Genomic DNA, 23,160 nt, shown 5'->3' on the forward strand with positions numbered 1-23,160 from the left:
GGAGAGGGCGCGCGTCAGGCCGCGAGCGCGGCCCGCAGGCGGTCGAGCCGTCGTCGGCGTTCGGCGCGGGCTTCGAGCGCCTGCGCCATGTCGACCTCGACGAAGCGCGCCTTGTGGTTGGGCTGCATCTGGGCGATGAGGTCCATGTCGGCGCTGATGACCGTGCCGACCATCGCGTAGCCGCCGCCCGACACCGCGTCGCGGTGCAGGATGATCGGCTCGCGCCCGCCCGGCACCTGGATGGAGCCGTAGGGGTAGCCCGCGTCGACGATGTTCGACGGGTCGTCGCCCGCGCCGAAGGGCGGCGTGCGGTCCTGGAACTTCAGCGGCGTGCCGTGCTTGTAGCGGTAGCCGATGCGGTCGGCCTCGGAGCCCACGGTCCAGGTGTCGGCGAAGAAGCTGTGCACCGACACCTCCTGCAGGCGATGGAAGTAGATGCCCGGCAGCACGCGCAGGGCCACTTCCTTCTCGAGCACCGGCAGCAGCGCGGCATCGACCGTGCGGCCCGCGCGGGCGTTGGGCGCAGGCGTGCCCACGGGGAGCTTGTCGCCGGCCAGCAGCTTGCGGCCGTTGAAGCCGCCGAACGCGCCCAGGCCGTAGGTCGAGCGGCTGCCCAGCACCACCGGCACGTCGATGCCGCCGGCCACGGCGATGCACATGCGCGCGCCGAGCTTCATGAAGTCGAAGGCGAGCTTGTCACCGGCCTGCACGGCGAACGATGTGTTGCGCGGTACTTCGTTGCCGTTGAGCTTGATCTTCGCGTCGGCGCCGGTCACGGCCACCAGCGCGGGTGCGTCGAACTGCAGCTCGGGCCCGAGCAGCGTGCTTTCGATGACGGCCGCGCCTTCGTCGTTGCCCACCAGCAGGTTCGCGAGCACCAGGCTTTGCTGGTCGAGCGCGCCCGACAGCGGAATGCCCAGGTGGTAGTAGCCGGGACGGCCGGCGTCCTGCACGCTGGTCGCGAGGCCGGGCTTGAGGACTTCAATCGCCATGGAGCACCTTCAGGAGCTGTTGGTTGTAGCCGTCGGGGTCGGCCAGGAACTCGTTGAGCGAGAACGACACGGGCGCGATGCGCAGCGCGTAGGTGCCGGCCTCGACTTGCGCCACCTGGCGGTCGTACTCGGCGCGGTCGATGGGCTTCCACTTGACGATGTCGCCGGGCTGGAAGAACACCATCAGCTCCTTGAGGTACGACAGCCGCTGCGCCGGGTCGAAGATCGGCGCGGGCGTGACGCCGAACATCTGGTAGCCGCCCGCGCCGCGCACCGAGTAGATGCAGCTGAAGCAGCCGCCGTGGCCCAGCGTGAGCTTGGGCGTGTCGGTGCGCGGGCTCAGGTACTTGGGCACCTGGATCTGGCGCTGGCGCTCGACCATCTGGAACAGGAAGGGCAGGCCGGCCACGAAGCCGACCATCGACACGAACCACGGCGCCGACGAGTGCGCTTCGATGAAGGCCTCGACCGAGGCATGGCCGTTGATGCGCGCCGCGTACTCGATGTCGGTGCTCGACGGGTCCTGGTGACGCTCGCGAAAACGCATCAGCGTCTCGTGCGTCCACGGGTCGTTGTAGAGCACCGGGATCTCGACGATGCGCGTCTGCATCTGCAGGTCGGCATCGCCCAGGCCCGCTTCGATGTCCTTGAGCGTGGCGAGCAGCGCGTCGGGCGCGATCGTGTCGGGGTCGAAGCGCACGAGGTAGGCGGCGTTGGCCGGACAGATCTCGGTCACGCCGGGCAGGGCGCGGCGGCGCAGCTCGTTGCAGATCGCCATGCCCTTGAAGAAGGCGGGCAGCGACATCTCTTCGCTGATCTCGACGAACAGGTGCTCGTCGCCGCCGAAGCTGTAGCGGGCTTGCGGGGGGAGGGTGCTTGCAGCGGTCATGCGGCCACCTTCAACAAAGGAGGCGCGTCGGCGAGTGGATTCGCGGCGAGCCAGGTTTCGAGAAATCCCGTATGGAACGCGGCCTTGGCCACATCCGCGTCCTCGCACAGCGCGCGGTGCAACGGGATCGTCGTGTGAATGCCTTCGACTTGCAACTCGTCGAGCGCACGGCGCATGCGGGCCAGGGCGCTGGCGCGGTCGGTGTCGTGCACGATGAGCTTGCCGAGCAGCGAGTCGTAGTACGCGGGCACGGTGTAGCCGGGAAACAGGAAGGTGTCGAAGCGCACGCCCGGGCCGCCCGGCACCACGAGCTGCGACACGAGGCCGGGGCTCGGCATGAAGTTCTTTGCGGCGTTCTCGGCGTTGATGCGCACCTCGATGGCCGCGCCGGTCAGGCGGATGTCCTCTTGCTGCAGGCGCAGCGGCTGGCCCAGCGCGATGCGCAGCATCTCCTTCACGAGGTCGACGCCGGTGACCATCTCGGTGATCGGGTGCTCGACCTGGATGCGCGTGTTCATCTCGATGAAGAAGAACTCGCGCGTGTCGTCGTCGTACAGGTATTCGAGCGTGCCCGCGCCGCGGTAGGCCACGGCGCGCGCGAGCCGCAGTGCCGATTCGCACAGCGCGGCGCGCGTGGCCTCGCTGATGGCGGCCGAGGGCGCTTCTTCCCAGACCTTCTGGCGGCGCCGCTGCAGCGAGCATTCGCGCTCGAAGCAGTGCACCACGCGCTCGCCGTCGCCCAAAATTTGCACCTCGATGTGGCGCGCCTGGCGGATGAAGCGTTCGAGGTACACCTCGCCGTTGCCGAAGGCGGCCTGCGCTTCGGCGGTGGCGGTGGCGAACTGCTGGCGCAGCTCGGTTTCGTCGTGCGCCACGCGGATGCCGCGCCCGCCGCCGCCGGCCGAGGCCTTGATCATGATCGGGTAGCCGATGTCCTTCGCCACCTCGACGGCGGTGCCCGGGTCGGTCACCACGCCCGCGCTGCCGGGCACGGTGGGCACGCCGGCGCGCAGGGCGGCGGCACGTGCCGCGGCCTTGTCGCCCATGGTGCGGATCGCATGCGGCGTCGGGCCCACGAACACCAGGCCTGCGGCCTCGACGCGCTCGGCGAACGCGGCGTTCTCCGAAAGAAAACCGTAGCCCGGATGCACCGCGCCGGCGCCGCTGTCGGCGGCGGCCTGCAGGATCGCGTCGATGCTCAGGTAGCTCTTGGTGGCGTGCGCCGGGCCGATGCGCACGGCCTTGTCAGCCATGCGCACGGCGAGGCTCTGCGCGTCGGCGTCGCTGTAGACGGCGACGGTCTTCAGCCCCAGCTCCTTGGCGGCGCGGATGATGCGCACCGCGATCTCGCCCCGGTTGGCGATCAGCAGTGTGTCGAATGCGGCGGTCATGGGCGGTTGCCTCAGGCCGTTTCGATGACGGCCAGCAGCTGGCCCGGATCGACCGGCTCGCCGTTCTCGACGGCGAAGCTGGCCAGGCGTCCCGCCGCGTCGGCCGTGACTTCGCTGAACTGCTTCATCACCTCGACCAGGCCGAGCACGTCGCCCACGGCCACGGTGTCGCCTTCGGTCTTGAACGGCGGCGCGTCGGGCGCCGAGCGGCGGTAGAAGGTGCCCGGCAGCGGGCTCAGGACTTCATGGGTAGCGGGCATCGGGACACTCCTGGAACAGGTTCGGGTAACGAGGAAAAAAACTCAGGCGGGCTTGGCCAGGCCTGCAACTTCGATGCCGTTGTCGGCAAGGGCGCGCCGCGTGGCCTGCACCAGCGCGAGCGCGCCGGGCGTGTCGCTGTGGATGCAGACCGAGTCGAAGCCGATGGCCACGTCCTGGCCGTCGACCGTGCGCACCACACCCTCGGTGCAGGCGCGCAGCACCTTGGCGGCCACGGCCTCGGGGTCGAGCGCGCCGACGCGGCGCGTGAAGACGATGGAGCCGCTCAGGTCGTAGTCGCGGTCGGCATAGAACTCGCGCACCACCGGCTGGCCCAGCTCGCGCGCCACCTGGAAGGTGACGGACGACTCCATGCAGAACAGGCGCAGCGTGGGTTCGATCTGCTGCAGTGCGGTGACGAGGGCGCGCGACAGCGCCTCGTCGCGTGCCGCATGCATGTACAGCGCGCCGTGCGGCTTGATGTGCTGCAGCGTCATGCCGGCCAGGCGCGCGAACTCGCGCAGCGCGCCGAGCTGGTAGACCATGTCGTTCACCAGCTCGTCGGCCGGCGCGGTGATGTGGCGGCGCCCGAAGCCCACGAGGTCGCGAAAGCCCGGGTGCGCGCCGATGCCCACGCCGTGTTCGCGGGCCAGCAGCACCATCCTGCGCATGATGTTCGGGTCGCCGGCATGAAAGCCGGTCGCGATGTTGGCCGAGCTGATCAGCGGCATGAGCTGCTCGTCCACGCCGTCGCCGATGGTCCAGGGGCCGAAGCCTTCGCCCATGTCGGAATTCAGATCGATCCGCGTTGTCTTCGTCACGTCGTCCCGCCTTTGTGTGGTGCGCATCGTCAAGGGGGCGATGCAGGTTGGCGCGAAGGTTAGTCAGCAGTCGAAAGGCCGAAAAGCATTGTTTTCAGGCGGCCCGGTATCTGAAAAACAGATGCTGCAAGCCGCTGGATTGGGCGCTACGCTGGAGGGAAGCGATCGCGCGGTATCGGGTTTTCGCCCGAGGCGGGCAGCGCGTATCCGTAAATACCCTAGGAAGACGGCGCCATGTCCCTGACCCTTCGCCAGCTCAAGTACTTCTCGGCGGTGGCCGAGGTGGGGCGCATCTCGCATGCGGCGCTGCAGCTGAACATCTCGCAGTCGGCCGTGACCACCGCCATCCGCGAGCTCGAGGAGCTGATGGGGCAGCAGCTCTTCGAGCGGCACCCGCACGGCGTGGAACTCACCAAGGCCGGGCGCCGCTTCCTGAGCCACGCCTACGCGGTGCTGTCGGCGGCCGACGAGGCGGTGCGCATGCCGCACGAAGGCGAGAACGTCGAGGGCTCGCTCACCATCGCGGCCAGCTACACGGTGCTGGGCTACTTCCTGCCGCACCACCTGCAGCGCTTCGAGCAGCTGCATCCGCAGGTGACGGTGAAGGTGCACGAGGTGGCGCGCGAAGCCATCGAAGAAGGCCTGATCACGCAGCGCTACGACATCGGCGTGGTGCTCACCTCGAACGTGGTGCTGCGCGAGCTGTCGCTCGAAACCTTCTTCGGTTCGCAGCGCCGGCTGTGGGTGCCGGCCAAGCACCCGCTGCTGGACAAGGCCGAGGTGACGCTGGCCGACGTGGCGGCCGAGCCCTACATCATGCTCACGGTGGACGAGGCCGCGGCCACCGCGCTCAAGTACTGGAGCAAGACGCCGCACCAGCCGCAGATCCGGCTGCGCACGAGTTCGGTGGAAGCCGTGCGCAGCACGGTGGCCAACGGGCTGGGCGTGACGGTGCTGTCGGACATGGTCTACCGCCCGTGGTCGCTGGAAGGCAAGCGCATCGAGACCATCAACCTGCGCGACGCGGTGCCCACGATGAACATCGGCCTGGGGTGGAAGCAGGGCGTGGAGTTTTCGCCGGCGATGACCGCGTTCCGCAACTATTTCCGGCAGCTGTTTCTCGAGCCGGCATCGGGGCGCACGGGGCGCGGCCGCGCCTGACACTGCAGGGGGAAACCCTGCCGGCATCGGGCCGGGATGACCCGGCGCAAGGAAAGCACGTCGCGCCAGCGTCACAATAGCCGCTGTCCCGAGCGCGCAATGCGGCATCGGCACCTTGCACCTCCCCGGAGATCGATCCCATGAAAGCAACCTGGAACGGCGTCACCATCGCCGAAAGCGACGACACCGTGCTCGTCGAAGGCAACCACTACTTCCCGATGAGTTCGCTCAACCGCGACGTGGTCACCTTCAGCAACCACAAGACCACCTGCCCGTGGAAGGGCTCGGCGAACTACTACTCGCTGCTGGTCAACGGCGAGCTGCACGCCGACGCCGCCTGGTACTACCCCGACCCGAAGCCCGAAGCCGAGGAAATCCGTGACCGCGTCGCGTTCTGGAAGGACGTGAAGGTCAGCGCCCAGTGAGCACCGCCGCCTTCGCTCCCCCGTTCACGCCGCCGGCCGAACTGGCCGGTGCGCTGCGCGAACACGGTTATGCGGTGCTCAGCCCGCAGGGCGTGTGCGACTGGCTCGGCGTGCCGCTGGCGCAGCTCGAAGCGCTGCATGCCGACTGGAACGACCTGCCGCCCGACGAGTACCTGAAGGACGGAGGGCGCTACCGCACGCGGCGCCACGCCTGCTTCACGGTCGAGGCCGACGCCACGCTGGCGCAGGTGCCGCACCGCGCGCACTGGCAGCCGGTCGAATACAACGCGCTGCACGGCGGCATGCAGCGCTGGTTCGCGCCGATGCTCGAGGCCACGGTGGCGCAGCCCGTGTGGCAGCGGCTGATGCAGCAGCTGGGCCAGGTGAGCAGCGACATGCGCGGCGCACCGCAGCGCTGGTTCGTGGAAGCGCACCAGTTCCGCATCGATACCGCCGGCGGCATCGGCCGCCCCACGCCCGAAGGCGCGCACCGCGACGGTGTCGACCTGGTTGCGGTGGTGCTGATCGGGCGCCAGGGCATCAAGGGCGGCGAGACGCGCGTGTTCGAGGCCAACGGCCGGCGCGGCGAGCGTTTCACCATGACCGAGCCGTGGACGCTGCTGCTGCTGGACGACGCGCGCGTGATCCACGAATCGACGCCGATCCAGCCGATGGAAGAGGGCGGCGATGGGTGGCGCGACACGCTCGTCGTCACCTGCCGGTCTGAGGGTTTCCAGGGGGATTGAGACGCCTGCGGACTTCGCTGGTCGGAGTCCTACAGGGCGGGTTCTGCATAGCGGTTAAATTCGGGGCCCGACCCGGTGCGAACCGGGTCCGTCAGTCTGTCTGTCTGCGAACGCTAAGCGAGGTCCCGCCATGTTCAATCACATCCTGGTCCCCATCGACGGCTCCGAAACTTCCATGCTCGCGGTCAGCAAGGCCAGCGGTCTCGCCCTGGCCTTCGGCAGCCGCATCACGCTGATCCACGTGATCGACAACTACCCCTTCATCGGCGTGGGCGCGGACTATGCGCTCGGCCAGAACGAATACCTCGCGGCGGCCACCGCCAGCGCCAACGCGGCGCTCGCACGCGGCGTGGCCGCCCTGGCGGCCGAAGGCCTGCACAGCGACCAGCGCGTGATCGACGGCCACGTGGTGCACGAAGGCATCGTGGACACCGCCATCGCCATCGCGGCCGACCTGATCGTGATGGGCTCGCACGGGCGCAGCGGCATCGAGAAGCTGCTGCTGGGCAGCGTGACGCAGCGCGTGCTGCAGGACGCCACCATGCCGGTGCTCGTCGTCAAGGGCCGCTGAGCACGAAGCCCGCCGCACGTTCGAAGTGCAACGGCTCCCGCGTCGCGGGATGCACGAACCCCAACTCCCTGGCATGCAGCAGCAGGCGCGGCGCGCGTGCCTGCAGTGCCGCATCGCCGTACAGCGCATCGCCCAAAATCGGGTGCCCGATCGACAGCAGGTGAACGCGCAGCTGGTGTGAACGGCCGGTGAGCGGCTCCAGCAGCACGTGCGTGGCCGCCGGGCCGCTGGGCGGCGACACGCTGGCCAGCGCGCGCCAGCGCGTGAGGCTGGGCTTGCCGGCCGGGTCGATCTTCTGCAGCGGCCGGCGCGGCCAGTCGGCCATCAGCGGGGCGTCGATGAGCGACCAGTCATCGCGCTGCGGCATCACGCCGTCGACCACGGCTTCGTAGCGCTTGTGCACCTCGCGGTCGGCGAAGGCCGCGCTCAGGGTGCGCTGCATCTCCAGGCCGCGCGCCATCACCACGAGGCCGCTGGTGCCCATGTCGAGCCGGTGCACGATGAGCGCGTCGGGCCACTGGCGCTGGGCGCGTGCGCTCAGGCAGTCCTGCTTGTCCTCGCCGCGCCCGGGCACGCACAGCAGGCCGGCGGGCTTGTCGAGCACCAGCAGGTGGGCGTCTTCGTGAACGGGAAGCAGGTCGGGCGGCGAAACGGTCATGGGGACAGCGAGTGTAGAGAGGCTCAGAAAGCCGGAAGTAGGCTGGGCTATCCTCGACCGATATGCCCGGCGCCGCTTCTTCTCCCTTGTCTCCCACGTTCACCGACCTGAGGCGCGAGCGCCCCTTCATGCAGCTGTGGGTGGCACGCCTGTTCGGCACCGCCGCCTCGCAGATGATGCTCGTGGCCATCGGCTGGCACATGTACGAGCTGACGGGCAGCGCATGGGACCTGGGCCTGGTCGGGCTGTACCAGTTCGTGCCCGCGCTGCTGCTCGCGCTGTTGGCCGGCCACGTGGTGGACCGGCACCACCGCGCCCGCATCGTGGCGGTGTGCTTCGCGGTGCAGGGCACCGTGGCACTGGCGCTGCTGTTCGCGGTGCTGCACAAGAACGACACGCGCGGGCTGCTGCTCGGGCTGTCGCTGGTGCTGGGCGCGGTGCGCGCCTTCCAGATGCCGGCGCAGCAGGCGCTCACGCCGCTCCTGGTGCCGCCGCTGCTGCTGTCGCGTGCGATGGCGTTCAGCTCGGCCGGCATGCAGGGCGCGATCATCGGCGGCCCCGCGCTCGGCGGGCTGCTGTTCGTGGCGGGCATGGCGGTGGTGTACGGCGCGAGCGTGCTGTGCTTCGCGGTGGCCTGCGTGCTGGTGCTGCGGCTGCGCTACGACCATGCGCCGGCCGCGCGCGAGCCGGTCACGCTGGCCACGGTGTTCGCGGGCGTCAATTTCATCTGGAAGCGCAAGCCGGTGCTGGGCGCGGTGTCGCTCGACCTGTTCGCGGTGCTGCTGGGCGGCGCGGTGGCGCTGCTGCCGATCTATGCCAAGGACATCCTGCACACCGGCCCCTGGGGCCTGGGCCTGCTGCGCAGCGCACCGGCGGTGGGCGCGCTGGTGATGTCGATCGCGCTCACGCGCCGGCCGGTCGAGCGCAACGTGGGACGCACGCTGCTGCTGGCCGTGGGGGCGTTCGGGCTGTGCATGGTGGTGTTCGGGCTGTCGAAGAGCTTTCTCGTCTCGCTCATCGCGCTCGCGGTGTCGGGCGGGGCCGACATGGTCAATGTCGTGATCCGCCAGACGCTGGTGCAGCTGGAAACGCCCGACGCCATGCGCGGGCGGGTGAGCGCGGTCAACTCGATCTTCATCGGCGCGAGCAACCAGCTCGGCGAGTTCGAGTCGGGCGCCACGGCGGCGCTGCTGGGGCCGGTCGGCTCGGTGGTGCTCGGCGGCGTGGGGACGATGCTGGTGGCGCTGACGTGGTTCCGCCTGTTCCCGTCGCTGGCGCAGCGCGACCGGCTGGTGGTGGCGGCCCCGGCGTCGGCGCGGTCCTGATCGTCAGTCGAAGAGGGCGCGGGCCTGCGGCGTGTCGAGCGTGAGATCGCTCAGCGCCACGGCCACGCAGGGAAGAATCCAGCCGTCGATCTTTTCGTCGAAGCTCAGGCCCGGCCATTCGATGAGGTGGCGGCTCTCGCCCGACAGGCGCTGGCAGATGCAGGTGCGGCAGGTGCCGTTGCGGCACGAACTGGGCAGCTCGATGCCGGCCGCCTCCGCCGCATGCAGCAGCGTGACGCCCGCCTCGGCCTCGAATTCGAGGCCCGACGGTTCGAGACGGACCTTCATCGCGCGGGAGGTTCTTGCTGCTGTTGCTGTTCGCGGCGTTGCTCGCGCAGCATGAAGAGGTACAGGCTCTCGACCTTGTCGCGCGCCCAGGGCGTCTTGCGCAGGAACTTGAGGCTGGAACCCACGCTGGGCTCGCTGATGAAGCAGCGGATCGGCACCAGGTGCCCCAGCTGCTCCCAGCCGTAGTAATCGGCCAGCGCAGTCACGATGGCCTCCAGCGTGAGGCCATGCAACGGGTTGCGCGGCTGCGCCGGCTTGGGGGCGGGCGCGGGAGTGTCGGTCACTTGTTCTTGAGCTTGCCGCGCGGAATCACTGCCGTGGTGACAGTGCGCACGGGCTCGATGCCGCCGGTGGGTGCCTTCGGCGGCGAGGTGTCCTTCTTCGGTTTCTTCGCTTCCTTGTTGGTGCGTTGCTGACCCTTGGCCATGTGCTTTCTCCAGTTGATACGTGCGGATGCCGGAGGAGTTTAGCGGTGCGGCGACAATAGCCGGTTCCACACGTTTTTCCGCTTTCATGTCCGATTACGAAGTTCGCCCCGCCACGATGCGCGACGCCAAGGCCGTCGCCGAAGTCCATGCCCTCTCTGCCAAGGCTGCCTACGAAGGCATCCTGTCCGAAGACGACCTGCGCGTGCTGGCCCCCGCCTCGCGCGAGGCCAAGTGGCGCGAGGCCATCGAATTCAGCGAACCCCAGGTTCATGTGGTGACGCACGGCAGCGAGATCGTCGGTTTCGTGGGCTTCGACCGCTCGCGCGACCCCAAGACGCCGCCCACCACGGGCGAGATCTGGGCCATCTACGTCAAGCCCGAGCACTGGGGCAAGGGCGCCGGCGTGGCCCTGTGGGACGCCGCACGCGAAGGCCTGGCCGAAGAAGGCTGCACCACGGTCACCATCTGGGTGCCGCTGCGCAACGACCGCGCCATGCGCTTTCACGAACTCGCCGGCTTCAAGCGCGAGATGAAGACGGCCAAGACCACCGCCCTGGGCACGGTGCGCGTCGAAGAGATCCGCCTGAAGCGGGCGGTGGACTGATCCACCCCCGGATGCCGCGTACGGTCTTCACCGGCGCGGCCATCGGCTGCGGATAAGCTCGCCGCTTCTTCCACAGCCTGACTTTCGCCCATGGCCACCAGCCTGCTCCTGCTGCTCGACGACATCGCCACCGTGCTCGATGACGTCTCCGTCCTCACCAAAGTTGCTGCCAAGAAGACCGCCGGGGTGCTCGGCGACGACCTCGCGCTGAACGCGCAGCAGGTCACCGGCGTGCGCACCGAGCGCGAGCTGCCGGTGGTGTGGGCCGTGTGCAAGGGCTCCCTCGTCAACAAGGCGATCCTGGTGCCGGCCGCGCTGGCCATCGGTACCTGGCTGCCCTGGCTGGTGACGCCGCTGCTCATGGTGGGCGGCGCGTTCCTGTGCTTCGAGGGCGCCGAGAAGCTGGTCCACAAGTTCCTGCACAAGCAGGAGCACGAGGCCGACACCGCGCGCCACCAGAAGGCCGTGGCCGACACCACGGTCGACGTGGTCGCGGTCGAGAAGGACAAGATCAAGGGCGCGGTGCGCACCGACTTCATCCTCTCCGCCGAAATCATCGCCATCACGCTGGGCACCGTGCAGGGCCAGCCGTTCACGACGCAGCTCAGCGTGCTGGTCGGCATCGCGCTGATCATGACGGTGGGCGTCTACGGCCTCGTGGCCGGCATCGTGAAGCTGGACGACGCGGGCCTGTACCTGAGCCAGCGCAGCAGCGCGGCGGCGCGCGCCCTGGGCCGCGGCATCCTGGCGGCGGCGCCCTGGCTCATGAAGGGCCTGTCGGTGGCTGGCACGGCCGCCATGTTCCTCGTGGGCGGCGGCATCCTGGTGCACGGCGTGCCGGCGTTCGGCCATGCGGTCGAAGACTGGGCCAAGGCCACGGGCGGCGTGTTCGGCACGCTGGGCTCGATGGGCGTCAATGCCGTCGTGGGCATCGTGGCCGGTGCCGTCGTGCTGGCCGTGGTGGAACTCGTCGGCAAGCTGCGCGGCAAGAAGGCGGCGGCGCACTGAGCGCCTGTTGACCTTGCGGCCGGGCCTCAGCGGTCCGGCTTGCCGCGCTGGAACAGGCCGACGCCGACCAGCGCCACCCCCAGCGCGAGCGCGAACCAGCCGACGAGGTACGCACCGGCCACCATCTCGAACCAGCGCGTGCCCTGCAGAAAGCGCGGCCCCAGCAGCACGGCGACGCCGATCAGGAGGCAGAGGATGCCGCGCTCGATGGTGCGCAGCTGTCGTTGGGGGCGTCGGGCCATGGGGGGTCTTTGCAAGGGAAAACGGAAGCGGCCATTGTCCCGCGCCGCGCGGGCAGGCCGGTGGCCACCGCAAAACGTCGCGTGCGCGCATCGCTCGGCGCGCAAAAATGCTTCCAAACGTTGCAGAATCGCAGGCCATGCCATACCGCCACCTGCCCACCGGTTCCGCCTTCTTCCTTCCGTTGCGACGCGCCTGCGTGGGCGCCTCGCTGGCCGTGATGGCCGCCACGGCCTTCGCGCAGCCGCAGCCCGACCCCGCCGGTTTTCCGATGGACTCGGTCGGCTACCTCAACGAGGAGCTGCCGCGCATGGAAGCGGCCATTGCCGCGAAGGACCGCAGCTTCTTCCTCGGCGCGATGACGCGCATGGTGCAGTTCTCCGAGCGCTGGGGCTTCAAGGCCAAGGCCAACCCCGAGCTGGCCGCCTACCCGATGTGCACGGCGGCCGTCATGGACTACGCGGTGGTCGGTATGTGCAGGCTGAACCCCGCCGACGATGCCTGCGAGCCGGGCCTGGCGCCGCGTTTCGATGCGAACGTGAAGCGCTGCCGCGAGCTGGCCGCGCAAAAATAGGCCTCCGGCCTTTCGTCCTTCCTCTCACCGAACGAAGTCCCCGCGCCATGGCCGTGCGTGCGGGGCGGAGACACACGCATGGACTACACCCGCTACCAGACCCTCGCCCTCACGCGCCGCGGCGCGAATGGCGCGGTGCTCGACATCCAGATGCGCGCCACCAATGGCAAGCTGCCCACGGCCGGCCATGACGGCCACCGCGAGCTGGCCGAGATCTGGCGCGACGTGGCGGCCGACGACACGGTGCGCTGCGCCGTGCTGCGCGGCGAGGGCATGGGCTTCTCGGGCGGCGGCGACCTGGGCATGGTGCAGGACATGACCACCGACGACACCGTGCGCCAGCGCGTGTGGAAGGAAGCGCGCGACCTGGTCTACAACATCATCAACTGCGACAAGCCCATCGTGAGCGCCATGCACGGCCCGGCCGTGGGCGCGGGGCTGGTGGCGGGGCTGCTGGCCGACATTTCCATTGCAAGCAAGAACGCGAAGATCGTCGATGGTCACACCCGCCTGGGCGTGGCGGCGGGCGACCATGCGGCCATCGTGTGGCCGCTCTTGTGCGGCATGGCCAAGGCCAAGTACCACCTGCTGCTGTGCGAGCCGGTGAGCGGCGAGGAGGCCGAGCGCATCGGCCTGGTGTCGCTGGCGGTGGACGAGGCCGACCTGCTGCCGCGCGCCTACGAGATCGCCGACCGCCTCGCGGCCGGCAGCCAGAGCGCGATCCGCTTCACCAAGTACGCGCTGAACAACTGGCTGCGCCAGGCGGGGCCGACCTTCGATGCCTCGCTGGCGCTGGAGTTCATGGGCTTCGCGGGCGCCGACGTGCGCGAAGGCGTGGCCTCGCTGCGCGAGAAGCGCGCGCCGAACTTCGGCTGAGCCGACCTCCGCCGGGTCAGGCCTTGCTCAGCCCCTGCAAGGTCTGCAGGAGCACGACGCGCGTCTGCCCCAGCACCATGCCCTTCCACTCGTCGTTGTCGCAGTAGAACGCGTCACGCAGGCGGCGGCGGATCTCGCGCTTCTGCGCTTCGGGCGCCTCGGGGTGGCGGCGCAGCCAGGTGTCGGCGCGCAGGCGGTCGAGCACTTCCAGGTCGGGCAGCGTGCCGAACTCCAGGCCCATGGGCGCGACGCGCGCGTTCGGGCATTCGTCGTACGCGGTCGAGATCACCGGGCCCGACACGTCGGCCGAGGCCGAGTCGCCCGCGAAGGGCGCGAACACGTCGGCGCCCCACCAGGCGTGGGCCAGCGCGAGGTCTTCGGGCGTGTTGCGGCCCGGGTAGATCTTTTCGCCGTGGCCGTAGGGGCCCAGGCCCGTGTGCACGTCGATCCAGCCCAGGTGCGTGGCCGAGGCCGCATAGCCGCGCAGGATGGCGCGGATGGTGCGGTTGCTCCACGAGGGCGCGGTGCCGCCGTAGAAGAGGCCGTCGGGCGAGGTGTACTGCCCGCGCGTGACGGCCGCGCGGAAGGCGGTCATGCCGTGCGTGGCGATGTAGGCGGCCACCGCCGCGTCGTCTGCCGGCGTCGGCGGCCAGCTGGCGGGCAGCACCAGCGGCTCCACGTCGGCGTACTCGGCATTCACCGGCAGCGGCGCGCTGAAGTCGATGTGGTTGCGGTTCAGGTCGATGTTGTCTTCGTTGGTGCGGTGCAGGTGCGAGAAGCCATGCGGGTTCACTGCATGCACCAGCAGCAGCGCGACGCCCGCGCGCTCCAGGCGTGCGAGCAGGTCGGCGTCGTTCAGCGTGGCCACCTGCGCGCCCGAGCCGCAGAAGCCCTCGGGGCCGTGCGTGCCCGAGGTGACGAGCAGCACCTTCTTGGCGTCAGCCGCGCCGATCAGCGCGACGTCGGTGGCGAGTTCTTCGCCGAGCGCGCCGCGGTGCGTGGGGTGCACGAACGACTCGAGGGTGGCGCCGCGCGCCGCGGCGGCCTCGAGGAACTTGGCGCGGGCTTCGACGTACGTGCCCGAGAAATGGCGGGTGGCGGCGGTGGCAGGCTGGGACATGGCGGGAAGATTCCTGTGCATGAAGGCGGGAAGGAGGAAGACGGTATCAGGCCGGCGCGTGGGCGTTGGCGGCATCGATGTCGCGGCCGGTGTGGTCGCGCAGCCAGAGCAGGCCCAGCAGCGACACCAGCGTCATCCCCACCAGATACCAGGCCGGCGCCAGCTTGCTGCCGGTGGCGTTGACCAGCCAGGTGCTGACGAAGGGCGCGAAGCCGCCGAACAGCGCCACGCCCACGCTGTAGACCAGCGACATGCCGCTCGCGCGCACGCGCTTGGGAAACATCTCCGGCAGCATCGTGATGCCCGGCACCGTCTGCACCACCAGGCCGATGCTCAGCACGCCGAGCACAGTGAACAGCACCACGGGCGTGGGCGAGGCGTTGAGCCAAAGAAAGCCCGGGTAGATCAGGATCGCCATCACGATGCGGCTCCAGAGGATGAGCGTCTTGCGGCCCACGATGTCTGACCACTTGCCCACGAAGGGCGCGAGCGCGAACGACAGCAGGCCCGTGAGCGCCGCGCCGAACAGCGCCACCGAGGGCGTGAGGCCCAGTTCGCGCACGGCGTAGGTCGGCATGTAGAAGGTGACCACGTAGGCCGCCGTGGTGCCGCCCACCAGCGCGAGGATGGCGGCCAGCACCGTCCTGCCGTGCTGCGTGCAGACGATCTTCAGGCTGCTCTCGCGCGGCGCCTTCGCGTCTTCGGGCGTGATGTGCAGCGACTCTTCGAGGTGGCGACGGATGTACATGCCCACCGGCGCGATCAGCATGCCGAGCACGAACGGCACGCGCCAGCCCCAACTCTGCATGGCCTCGGCGGACAGCGAGACGGTCAGTACGCCGACCACCACGGCACCCATCAGCACGCCCAGGCCCTGGCTCGCGAACTGCCAGCTCGCCATGTAGCCGCGATTGGCCGGCGTGGCGTGCTCCACCAGCAGCGTGGTGGATGCGCCCACCTCGCCGCCGGCCGAGAAGCCCTGGATCAGGCGCGCCAGCACGATCACGATCGGCGCCGCGACGCCGATGCTCGCGTAGGTCGGCGTGAAGGCGATCAGCGCGCAGCCCAGCGCCATCAGGAAGATCGTGAGCGTCATGGCCTTCTTGCGGCCTGCGCGGTCGGCGTACGCGCCGATCACGATGCCGCCCAGCGGCCGCATGATGAAGCCGACGCCGAAGCTCGCCACCGTCAGCAGCAGCTGGCCGTAGGAACTGAAGGTGGGGAAGAACAGCTTGCCGATCACCAGCGCGAGAAAGCCGTAGACCGTGAAGTCGAAGAATTCCAGTCCGTTGCCGATGGTGGTGGCCACGATGGTCTGGCGCCGACGGGCCGGCGACGAGGGCGATGTGGGCGAGGGCTGGGAAGCGGGGGTGTTCATGTGTCTCCTGTGTGTATCGGGGGCGCAGGCCGCGTGGGCCCGAACCGCGGCGGATGCTAGAGACTCGCCGCTGTCATGAAAAGACAATAATTGGGCGTCAACGATAACTTTTAGTTGTCACTCCAAAGATGAAGCCCAATCAGTTGCATGCCTTCGTGGCCGTGGTCGAGCAGCTCAGCATCCGCGCTGCCGCGCGCGTGCTCGGCATTTCGCAGCCGGCCGTGACCAAGATCGTGCGCGAGCTGGAGCGCGAGGTCGGCGCGCCGCTGGTGGAGCGCAGTGTGAAAGGCGTGCGGCTCACGCAGTTCGGCCTGGCCTTCGCGCCGCGCGCGCGGCTGCTGCTGGCCGACATGGAACGCGCCCGCGACGAAATTGCGCAGATCCGCGACGGCGCCACCGGCTCCGTCTCGCTGGCCGTGAGCGCCTCGTTCGCGCTCACCGTGCTGCCCGCCGCCTTCAAGGACTTCCACACCCGCCTGCCGGCGGTCGACGTGCAGTTCAGCGAGGCCGTGCTGCCGTGGATGCTCGCGCGGCTGCGCGACGGGTATCTCGACTTCGCGGTGGCGCACATCGTGCCCGGCACGCTCGATCCGCAGTTCGAGGCGCTGGAGCTGTTCCCGGTGCAGCTGGTGGTCGGCCTGCGCGAGCGCCATCCGCTGCGCAATGCGCGCTCGCTGAACGACCTTTATGCCGCCGAATGGGTCCTGCCGGGCGACGACCATGGCGGAACCAACGCCGTGGCGCCGCTGTTCACCCCGCTCGGGCTGCCGCCGCCCACGCGCGTGCTGCAGGGCCACTCGGTCACCGTGGCGCTCGCGCTGGTGGGCCACATGGATTTGATCGGCCTCTTCGTCGAGCCGCTGGCCGGGCTGAGCTTCAAGCGCCACGGCATCCGCCGTGTCGACGTGCGCGAGACGCTGCCGGTGCTGAACGTGTGCGTGGTGCGCCGGCGCGGGCAGCCGTCGACGCCGGCGGCGCAGCACTTCATCGAGTGCATTCAGCGGGCGTCGGCGGCGGCGATGAAGGTGTAGCGGAGGCGGGGCGGCTCAACTCCAGAGCAGCAGCACCACGAGAGCGACGCCGGCGTAGGTGGCCAGGTAGCCGACGCCTGTCAGTAGCAGCGCGAAGCCGACGAGGTAGATCATGCGTCGCCCCCAATCCGGCGCGCTCGGTACGCAACGCCAATAGATCAGCGCGGCCGCGAGGATCAGCATTCCCGCGAATAGACGGACGAAGAAGATCGCGAGCTCGGGAGGAAAAAGGACCGACTGGTACAGCCAGATACCGAGGAATCCCGTCAGCGGGATCGAGGCCGCCCAAGCGAGCACGCCAAGTGCGAGGCGGCCCGCTGTTTTCATTGGGTGGCCTTCGTACAGCATGGATTTCGGCGCCGAATGCTCGTTGGCAGTCATAAATTTCCTCCCTGATTGGCGTTTCGAAATGGAACGCTCTGGAGGCGATGCTAGGGACGCGAGCGCCAAAACACTGTTCTCAAATGAGGCTTCCGCTCATTCCCGTCAAGCCGCCGGGCCAAGCTTCCCTGGCCTCAGCTCAACGCCAGAACAGCACCAGTGCCACGAAAAGCAGTTTGACGCCGAAGGCCACGAGGGCGCTGGCGACCACCATCAGCACCACGAAGGCGACGAAGTAGGCCACGCGTCGGCCCCAGTGCGGCACGCTCGGCACGGCATACCAGTAGAGCAGCGCGGCCGCGCCGATGTTGATGGCCTGGACCGCATACATGGTGACGCGCGAGGCTTCGGGCGAGTCAAGGACCGATGGGCCCAGCCACATGCACAGAAGTCCCAGCAGCGGAACCACGGTGACCCAGGCGAGCACGCCGAGCGCCAGGCGTCCGGCCGTCTTCATCGCAGGGCGTCCCGTCTGGTCGATGTTTCACTGGCAGTCATGAATTCCTCCTTGATGGCGTTTCAACATGGAACGCTCTGGCGCTCGATCCTATCGGCGAGTGCCATGAAACTGTTGTCAAATGAGAACTCCTCTCATTCATAATCCCTCCCGCTTCCGCACGCCGGAAGCGTCACCAGGCCGCCGGGAGGCGCGCCGCCAGAAGACATCCAAGGGATTTGAATGAAGAGAGTTTGTGTGGGCTTCGCGCTCGCTGCCGTGCAGGCAGCGCAGGCGCAATCCGTGCCTGCGTCCGCTGCCCCCGAATCGCGGGCAAGCGAGCTGAGCACCGTCAACGTCGAGGCCTCGCGCGCCAACGGCTTCCTGGCCGAGACGGTCGAGGCGGGCACGTTTCGGGGGGCGTCCGTGATGGACGTGCCGGCCACGGTCAACACCGTGACGCGCGAGGTGATCGAGCTGCAGGGCGCGGCGGGCGTGTACGACGTGCTGCGCAACACGGCCGGCGTGACGCGCCAGCAGAACGGCGGCGACACCTTCGACCAGCTCGTCATCCGCGGCATCGCCGTGGAGAACCGCACCAACTACCGCCTCAACGGCGCGCTCGCGATCCCCAACGTGTCGGAAATTCCGATGGAGAACAAGGAGCGCGTCGAGGTGCTCAAGGGCGCGTCGGCGCTGTACTACGGCTTCACCACGCCGGCCGGGGTGATCAACTTCGTCACCAAGCGCGCGCGGCGCACGCCCGTCACCTCGCTCGGGATGAGCTTCGACAACCAGGGCGGGCTGCAGGGGCAGGTCGACATCGGCCGCCAGTTCGGCGAGAACGACCAGTTCGGGCTGCGCCTGAACGCGGCCGGCGGCCAGCTGGGCTCGACCATCGACGGCGTGGACGGCAAGCGCAGCTTCGTCTCGGCCGCGCTCGACTGGCGTGTGAACCGGCGGCTCACGCTGAAGGCCGACATCGAGCACTATCGCAAGCGCATCACCGAGCAGGCCGGCATCGCGCGGCTTGCGGCCGTCAACGGCGTCATCGCGCTGCCGGCGCTGCCCGATCCGCACCAGCTGATCGCGCCGCCCTGGGCCGTGTTCGAGGCCGAGGTCACCAACACGCAGCTGCGCGCCGACTACGCCTTGAGCGACCACTGGGCGCTCAGCGTGGAAGCCGGCCATTCCGAGGCCGAGCGCGACCGGCGCCTGGCGCAGTTCGGCACCTACAACGTGCGCACCGGCCTGGGCCGTCTCACGGGCAACGTGCAGCACCTCGAGCAACGCTCCGACCTGCTGCGCGCCGAGCTGTTCGGCACCTTCGCCACCGGCGCGCTGCAGCATGAGCTGACGCTCGGCGCGGCGCGCAGCGACAAGACGCAGGCGCCCGTGTTCCAGCGCAACTACGGCGGCGCGACCACGCTGCAGAACCTGTACAACCCCGTGCCCATCGGCGCGCTGGCGCTGAGCGCGATGCCGTCGCGGCCCACCTCGGGCGCGCAGGACAGCGAGGAGCTGGGCCTGTACGCGCTCGACCGCATCACCTTCTCGCCGCAGTGGCAGCTGGTGGCCGGCCTGCGCCACACGCGCTACCAGAGCTGGCAGGGCGCGAGCGCCACGCTGCCGGCCCTCGACTACAGCGTGCGCAAGACCACGCCGCTGGCGGCGCTGAGCTACAAGTTCACGCCCGACCTCATGGCCTACGTGTCGTACTCGCAGGGCGTGGAAGAGGGCGAGGTGGCGCCGGCCGGCACCGCCAACCAGAACACGCGCATGCCGCCGGGCGTGAGCCGGCAGAAGGAGGTCGGCCTGCGCTGGCTGACCGGCGGCGGCACGCTGCTGTCGGGCGCGCTGTTCGACATCGAACGGCCCGGTGCCTACACCGACAGCGCCAACACCTTCGTGGCCAGCGGGCGCCAGCGCTACCGCGGCCTCGAGGTGTCGGCGCAGGGGCGGCTCACGTCCGCGCTGGCGTGGCAGCTCTCGGGCCAGTGGCTCGATGCCGAGTTCCGCCGCATCAACGCGCAGTACGACGGCAAGCGGCCCGAGAACACGGCGCGCACCACGGCGAGCGCCTTTCTCTCGTACGACATCGCGGCCGTGCCGGGGCTGTCGGTCAACGGCGGCGCGTACTTCACGGGGCGTCGTCCCGTCGATGACCTGAACCAGGGCTTCATCGGCGGCACCACCGTCTTCGGCCTGGGCGCGCGCTACGTGGCGCAGTTCATGGGCAAGCGCACTACCTTCCAGCTGAACGTCGACAACGTGGGCGACAAGCGCTACTGGTCGGCGGCCGGCACCCGGCTGGCGGTCGGCACGCCGCGTACGATCAAGGCCCTGGTCAAGATCGATCTCTGAACCCGCGCGCCCCGCCTTGGCGGGGCTTCCTGTTTCTCGTTTTCTTCTGTTTTTCATGGCTTTGCTGCGACGCGTCTGGTTCCAGATCCATTGGTTCATCGGCATCACGGCGGGCAGCGTGCTGGTCGTCATCGGCCTGAGCGGGGCGACGCTGTCGTTCCGCGCCGAGATCACCGACCTGCTGAACCCGATCCCGGCGGCCTCGGCCGCGCCCGCATTGGCCCCGCCTGCGCTCGTTGCGCGCGTGCAGGCCGAGATGCCCGGGCGACGCATCGCGACCGTCGCCGTGTCGACCGAGCCCGGGCGCCCCGCGCGCATCGGGTTCGCGCCGCCGCCGGGCGAGCGGCGCGGCGAGACGCGCTTCGCCGATCCCGCCACCGGCGCGCTGCTGCCCGATCCAGTGGGCGAGCACTTCTTCGAGTTCGTCGAGGAGCTGCACCGCTGGCTGCTGCTGCCGCGCGACGACGGCAAGCCCATCACCGGCTCGCTGGCCGGCCTGTTGCTGCTGCTCGCGCTGTCGGGCCTGTACCTGCGCTGGCCGCGCCGGCCCTTCGCGTGGCGCCAGTGGCTGCGCATCGACTTCGCGCTGCGCGGTCGTGCCTTCCTGTGGAACCTGCATGCCGTGATCGGCACCGTCGCGCTGCTGGCGTATGTGGTGTCGACCACCACCGGCATGTACTGGGCCTTCGACGGGCTGCGCAAGGCGGTGGACGGCGCGGTCGGCGAGGGCCGCGTGGTGCGCGCCGAACGCGCGCCGGCCGACGCCCCGGTGACGCTCGACCTGGCGCGCGTCTGGCAGGCCTTCGCCGACACCACGGGCGGCGACTGGACCCAGGTGACGCTGCGGCTGCCCGCGCGCAACGGCACGCAGGTGGAGGCCGTCTACCTGCGCACGCACCCCGAGCACGAGCGCGCGCGCAACCGCCTGTACCTGCAGGCCGCGACCGGCGAGACGCTGCGCCACGAACGCTATGCCGACAAGCCGCTCGCGGGCCGCCTCGTGAACAGCATCTACCCGCTGCACATGGGCACCTACTGGGGCCTGCCGGGGCGCATCGTGATGATGCTCACGAGCGGGGGGCTCGCGCTGTTCGCGATCAGCGGCTGGATGATGTACCTCGGCCGCCGCCGCACTGCGAAGGCCGTGCGCGCCGAGCGTGCGCGGCTCGACGCGGCCGCCGTGCCCGTCCCGGCGGGCGATGCGGGGCAGGTGCTGGTCGCCTTCGCGAGCCAGACCGGCCATGCCGAGCGCCTCGCGCTGCAGACGGCCGGTGCGTTGCAGGCGGCCGGTGTCGCGGCGGTGGTGCGGCCCGTGTCGGCACTGAGCGCTGACGCCTTGCTGCACTTCCGTCAGGTGCTGTGGGTGGCGAGCAGCTTCGGCGAGGGCGAGCCGCCCGACAGCGCGCGGGCCTTCGCCCGTGCGTTCGCGCGGCAGAGCGGCCCGGGCCTGCGCCACCTGCGCTACGGCCTGCTCGCGCTCGGCGACCGCCACTACGCGACCTTCTGCGGCTTCGGCCGCAAGCTCGACCACGACCTGCACAACCAGGGTGCGCAGCCGCTGTTCCCCATGATCGAGGTGGACGGCGAAGACCCGGTGGCGCTCGCGCGTTGGCACGATGCGCTGCGCGAGACCTTCGGGGTGCGCGATACCGCATGGCCTGTGTCGACCGCACCGGCTTTCGAGGCCTGGCGGCTCGACGGCCGGCGCCTGCTCAATGCGGGTAGCCAGGGCGATCCGCTGTTCGAAATCGAGCTGCGGCGCGTCGATGGCAGTGGCGCGATGGACTGGGTGCCCGGCGCACTGGTCGAGATCGTGCCGCGCCAGATGCACGACGACGGCACTCCGGCGCCCGCGCCGCGCAGCTATTCGGTCGCGTCGATTCCGTCTGACGGCGCCGTCCAGCTGCTGGTGCGGCAGGCGCGGCACGACAACGGCCTGGGCGTGGCCTCGGGCTGGCTCACGGTCGGCGCGCCGATGGGCACCGAACTCGCGCTGCGCCTCGTCGCCAACCCGGGCTTCGCGCTGCCCGACGATGCGCGGCCCTGCATCTTCATCGGCAACGGCTCGGGCTTTGCGGGCCTGCGCGCGCTGCTGCGCGAGCGTGCGCGCCGAGGGCACGGCCGCAACTGGCTGGTGTTCGGCGAACGGCAGGCGGCGCACGACGGCTTCGGCGCGGACGAGGTCGCGGCATGGCAGGCCGGCGGCCTCGTGGCGCGCGCCGATTTCGTCTACTCGCGTGACCAGGCGCAGCGCGTGTACGTGCAGGACTGCCTGCGCGAGGCCGCCGAAGCGTTGAAGCAGTGGGTGGACGAAGAGGGCGCGATCGTCTTCGTGTGCGGCAGCCTCGAAGGCATGGCGCCGGGCGTGGATGCGGCGCTCACCGAGGTGCTGGGCGAGAGCGGCATGGACGCGCTCATCGCCGAAGGCCGTTACCGCCGCGACGTCTACTGATCAAACGGGCGGAAAGCTCACGCCCGGTTCGCCCGCCTGCCAGGGCGCGTACTTGGTCATGATGCGCGCGAACAGCTCTGACGCGGTCCAGCCCGACAGCCAGGCCTGCAGGCGCGGCCAGGGCTGGGCGTCGAACCAGGCCACGTCGACCATCGCGAACTGGCGAACGAAAGGCATGAGCGCCGCGTCGGCCAGCGTGGCGTGCGCGCCGGCCAGTTGTGCCGACGTCGCGAGCCGGTCTTCGAGCCCTTGCAGGAAGCGCAAGCCCTCGTCGCGCGCCGAGCCTTCCGATGCGGGGTAGCGCGCCGGGTACTTGTAGCGGTCGAGCAGCGGCTTGAAATCGTTGTCGCAGGCCGCCACCAGCGCGAGCAGGTCGTCGAGCGTGCCGCGCTCCGGCGTCAGCCAGCGCAGCGGATCGTGGCGGCGCAGCGCCCACAGCATCACGTCCAGGCTCTGTTCCAGCACCGCTGCACCGCCGTCGAGCACCAGCACGGGGACAGTGCCCTTGGGCGAGGCCGCGAGCATCTCGGCGGGTTTGCGCTTCAACTCGACCTCGCGCAGCTCGCAGCGCTGTTCGCTCGCCACCAGCGCGAGCCGGGCCCGCATCGCATAGGGGCAGCGGCGGAACGAATAGAGCACGGGGAGGGCGGAATCGGGCATGCGAACGACAGGTGGACAAGCGGAGCCGGCCGATTGTCGGCCCGTGCCCGCCGGGTCGCGCGGCGGCGGGTTTTTCCTCACAA

27 protein-coding genes are annotated in these 23,160 nt (G+C 69.7%); 12 read left to right on the forward strand and 15 right to left on the reverse strand.

What is annotated here, in order from left to right; genetic code table 11:
- Positions 1-14: 14 nt before the first annotated feature.
- From VHAB30_RS04420 to VHAB30_RS04440, 5 genes are read right to left on the reverse strand one after another with little or no spacing between them, the layout of a single operon-like run.
- Complete coding sequence (locus VHAB30_RS04420) at positions 15-992, reverse strand: 5-oxoprolinase subunit C family protein (RefSeq protein ID WP_159275959.1); 978 nt, start codon at positions 990-992, stop codon at positions 15-17.
- Positions 982-1,881, reverse strand: a complete 900-nt coding sequence (locus tag VHAB30_RS04425; protein ID WP_159275960.1) for a 5-oxoprolinase subunit B family protein — start codon at positions 1,879-1,881, stop codon at positions 982-984. The genes VHAB30_RS04420 and VHAB30_RS04425 overlap by 11 nt, the downstream gene beginning before the upstream one ends.
- On the reverse strand, positions 1,878-3,272 hold the full coding sequence (locus VHAB30_RS04430; protein WP_159275961.1) for an acetyl-CoA carboxylase biotin carboxylase subunit: 1,395 nt from the start codon (positions 3,270-3,272) through the stop codon (positions 1,878-1,880). The genes VHAB30_RS04425 and VHAB30_RS04430 overlap by 4 nt, the downstream gene beginning before the upstream one ends.
- A gap of 11 nt (positions 3,273-3,283) precedes the next feature.
- A complete protein-coding gene (locus VHAB30_RS04435; protein ID WP_062477615.1) occupies positions 3,284-3,532 on the reverse strand; it encodes an acetyl-CoA carboxylase in 249 nt (82 codons plus the stop codon).
- A gap of 42 nt (positions 3,533-3,574) precedes the next feature.
- Entirely contained in the window at positions 3,575-4,378 is an 804-nt protein-coding gene (locus VHAB30_RS04440) for a 5-oxoprolinase subunit PxpA (protein WP_159275962.1), read from the reverse strand.
- Between the two features lie 207 nt (positions 4,379-4,585).
- Between VHAB30_RS04440 and VHAB30_RS04445 the strand changes: the two genes are divergently transcribed.
- The 4 genes from VHAB30_RS04445 to VHAB30_RS04460 all read left to right on the forward strand — a co-directional run bounded on the left by VHAB30_RS04445 (position 4,586) and on the right by VHAB30_RS04460 (position 7,254).
- Positions 4,586-5,512, forward strand: coding sequence for a LysR family transcriptional regulator (locus tag VHAB30_RS04445; RefSeq protein ID WP_062477611.1), 927 nt, complete (start codon positions 4,586-4,588; stop codon positions 5,510-5,512).
- A gap of 140 nt (positions 5,513-5,652) precedes the next feature.
- Positions 5,653-5,937: a DUF427 domain-containing protein gene (locus VHAB30_RS04450; protein WP_056579293.1), complete on the forward strand. Its 285-nt coding sequence runs from the start codon at positions 5,653-5,655 to the stop codon at positions 5,935-5,937.
- The gene (locus VHAB30_RS04455; protein WP_159275963.1) at positions 5,934-6,683 is read left to right on the forward strand and encodes a 2OG-Fe dioxygenase family protein; all 750 of its coding nucleotides are present in this window, start codon (positions 5,934-5,936) and stop codon (positions 6,681-6,683) included. The genes VHAB30_RS04450 and VHAB30_RS04455 overlap by 4 nt, the downstream gene beginning before the upstream one ends.
- Before the next feature lie 130 nt (positions 6,684-6,813).
- Positions 6,814-7,254, forward strand: coding sequence for a universal stress protein (locus VHAB30_RS04460; RefSeq protein WP_056579296.1), 441 nt, complete (start codon positions 6,814-6,816; stop codon positions 7,252-7,254).
- Here VHAB30_RS04460 and VHAB30_RS04465 read toward each other — a convergent pair.
- Positions 7,241-7,912 (reverse strand): RluA family pseudouridine synthase, encoded by a 672-nt coding sequence (locus VHAB30_RS04465; RefSeq protein WP_159275964.1) that lies wholly within the window; start codon positions 7,910-7,912, stop codon positions 7,241-7,243. The two genes, VHAB30_RS04460 and VHAB30_RS04465, sit on opposite strands and share 14 nt — an antisense overlap.
- Before the next feature lie 128 nt (positions 7,913-8,040).
- Here VHAB30_RS04465 and VHAB30_RS04470 point away from each other — a divergent pair, with 128 nt between their 5' ends.
- A complete protein-coding gene (locus VHAB30_RS04470; protein ID WP_095949037.1) occupies positions 8,041-9,237 on the forward strand; it encodes an MFS transporter in 1,197 nt (398 codons plus the stop codon).
- A 3-nt stretch (positions 9,238-9,240) separates the two neighbouring features.
- Here VHAB30_RS04470 and VHAB30_RS04475 read toward each other — a convergent pair whose 3' ends face one another.
- From VHAB30_RS04475 to VHAB30_RS30935, 3 genes are read right to left on the reverse strand one after another with little or no spacing between them, the layout of a single operon-like run.
- The gene (locus tag VHAB30_RS04475) at positions 9,241-9,525 is read right to left on the reverse strand and encodes a 2Fe-2S iron-sulfur cluster-binding protein (protein ID WP_159275965.1); all 285 of its coding nucleotides are present in this window, start codon (positions 9,523-9,525) and stop codon (positions 9,241-9,243) included.
- On the reverse strand, positions 9,522-9,809 hold the full coding sequence (locus VHAB30_RS04480; RefSeq protein WP_159275966.1) for a VF530 family protein: 288 nt from the start codon (positions 9,807-9,809) through the stop codon (positions 9,522-9,524). The genes VHAB30_RS04475 and VHAB30_RS04480 overlap by 4 nt, the downstream gene beginning before the upstream one ends.
- Positions 9,806-9,952 carry a hypothetical protein gene (locus tag VHAB30_RS30935; RefSeq protein WP_167395057.1) on the reverse strand — a complete coding sequence of 49 codons (147 nt, stop codon included), beginning with the start codon at positions 9,950-9,952 and terminating at the stop codon, positions 9,806-9,808. Before VHAB30_RS30935 ends, VHAB30_RS04480 begins: the two co-directional genes overlap by 4 nt.
- A gap of 86 nt (positions 9,953-10,038) precedes the next feature.
- Here VHAB30_RS30935 and VHAB30_RS04485 point away from each other — a divergent pair, with 86 nt between their 5' ends.
- Together VHAB30_RS04485 and VHAB30_RS04490 are read left to right on the forward strand one after the other, a co-directional pair.
- Positions 10,039-10,557, forward strand: a complete 519-nt coding sequence (locus VHAB30_RS04485) for a GNAT family N-acetyltransferase (protein WP_062477596.1) — start codon at positions 10,039-10,041, stop codon at positions 10,555-10,557.
- A 90-nt stretch (positions 10,558-10,647) separates the two neighbouring features.
- Positions 10,648-11,565, forward strand: a complete 918-nt coding sequence (locus VHAB30_RS04490; protein ID WP_070062547.1) for a DUF808 domain-containing protein — start codon at positions 10,648-10,650, stop codon at positions 11,563-11,565.
- Positions 11,566-11,591: 26 nt separating this feature from the next.
- On the opposite strand, the gene VHAB30_RS04495 is transcribed toward VHAB30_RS04490, so the two are convergent.
- Positions 11,592-11,807, reverse strand: a complete 216-nt coding sequence (locus tag VHAB30_RS04495; RefSeq protein WP_062477590.1) for a hypothetical protein — start codon at positions 11,805-11,807, stop codon at positions 11,592-11,594.
- Positions 11,808-11,944: 137 nt separating this feature from the next.
- Between VHAB30_RS04495 and VHAB30_RS04500 the strand changes: the two genes are divergently transcribed.
- Entirely contained in the window at positions 11,945-12,379 is a 435-nt protein-coding gene (locus VHAB30_RS04500; RefSeq protein WP_235926431.1) for a hypothetical protein, read from the forward strand.
- 78 nt (positions 12,380-12,457) lie between these two features.
- A complete protein-coding gene (locus VHAB30_RS04505) occupies positions 12,458-13,255 on the forward strand; it encodes an enoyl-CoA hydratase/isomerase family protein (RefSeq protein WP_159270903.1) in 798 nt (265 codons plus the stop codon).
- A gap of 16 nt (positions 13,256-13,271) precedes the next feature.
- Here the strand turns inward: VHAB30_RS04505 and VHAB30_RS04510 are convergent, their stop codons facing one another.
- Positions 13,272-14,375 carry a M14 family metallopeptidase gene (locus VHAB30_RS04510; protein ID WP_159275967.1) on the reverse strand — a complete coding sequence of 368 codons (1,104 nt, stop codon included), beginning with the start codon at positions 14,373-14,375 and terminating at the stop codon, positions 13,272-13,274.
- A gap of 46 nt (positions 14,376-14,421) precedes the next feature.
- Positions 14,422-15,753, reverse strand: coding sequence for an MFS transporter (locus VHAB30_RS04515; RefSeq protein WP_159275968.1), 1,332 nt, complete (start codon positions 15,751-15,753; stop codon positions 14,422-14,424).
- A gap of 128 nt (positions 15,754-15,881) precedes the next feature.
- On the opposite strand from VHAB30_RS04515, the gene VHAB30_RS04520 reads away from it, so the two are divergent.
- A complete protein-coding gene (locus tag VHAB30_RS04520; RefSeq protein WP_159275969.1) occupies positions 15,882-16,784 on the forward strand; it encodes a LysR substrate-binding domain-containing protein in 903 nt (300 codons plus the stop codon).
- Positions 16,785-16,799: 15 nt separating this feature from the next.
- On the opposite strand, the gene VHAB30_RS04525 is transcribed toward VHAB30_RS04520, so the two are convergent.
- Together VHAB30_RS04525 and VHAB30_RS04530 are read right to left on the reverse strand one after the other, a co-directional pair.
- Positions 16,800-17,165: a hypothetical protein gene (locus VHAB30_RS04525; RefSeq protein WP_159275970.1), complete on the reverse strand. Its 366-nt coding sequence runs from the start codon at positions 17,163-17,165 to the stop codon at positions 16,800-16,802.
- A gap of 139 nt (positions 17,166-17,304) precedes the next feature.
- Complete coding sequence (locus VHAB30_RS04530; protein WP_159275971.1) at positions 17,305-17,622, reverse strand: hypothetical protein; 318 nt, start codon at positions 17,620-17,622, stop codon at positions 17,305-17,307.
- A gap of 222 nt (positions 17,623-17,844) precedes the next feature.
- On the opposite strand from VHAB30_RS04530, the gene VHAB30_RS04535 reads away from it, so the two are divergent.
- Positions 17,845-19,965, forward strand: coding sequence for a TonB-dependent siderophore receptor (locus tag VHAB30_RS04535; RefSeq protein WP_159275972.1), 2,121 nt, complete (start codon positions 17,845-17,847; stop codon positions 19,963-19,965).
- A gap of 55 nt (positions 19,966-20,020) precedes the next feature.
- Positions 20,021-22,417, forward strand: coding sequence for a PepSY domain-containing protein (locus VHAB30_RS04540; RefSeq protein ID WP_159275973.1), 2,397 nt, complete (start codon positions 20,021-20,023; stop codon positions 22,415-22,417).
- Here VHAB30_RS04540 and VHAB30_RS04545 read toward each other — a convergent pair whose 3' ends face one another.
- Positions 22,418-23,077, reverse strand: coding sequence for a glutathione S-transferase (locus tag VHAB30_RS04545; protein ID WP_159275974.1), 660 nt, complete (start codon positions 23,075-23,077; stop codon positions 22,418-22,420).
- Positions 23,078-23,160: the final 83 nt, after the last annotated feature.

The organism is Variovorax boronicumulans (assembly GCF_009811375.1).
GTDB lineage: Bacteria > Pseudomonadota > Gammaproteobacteria > Burkholderiales > Burkholderiaceae_C > Variovorax > Variovorax boronicumulans.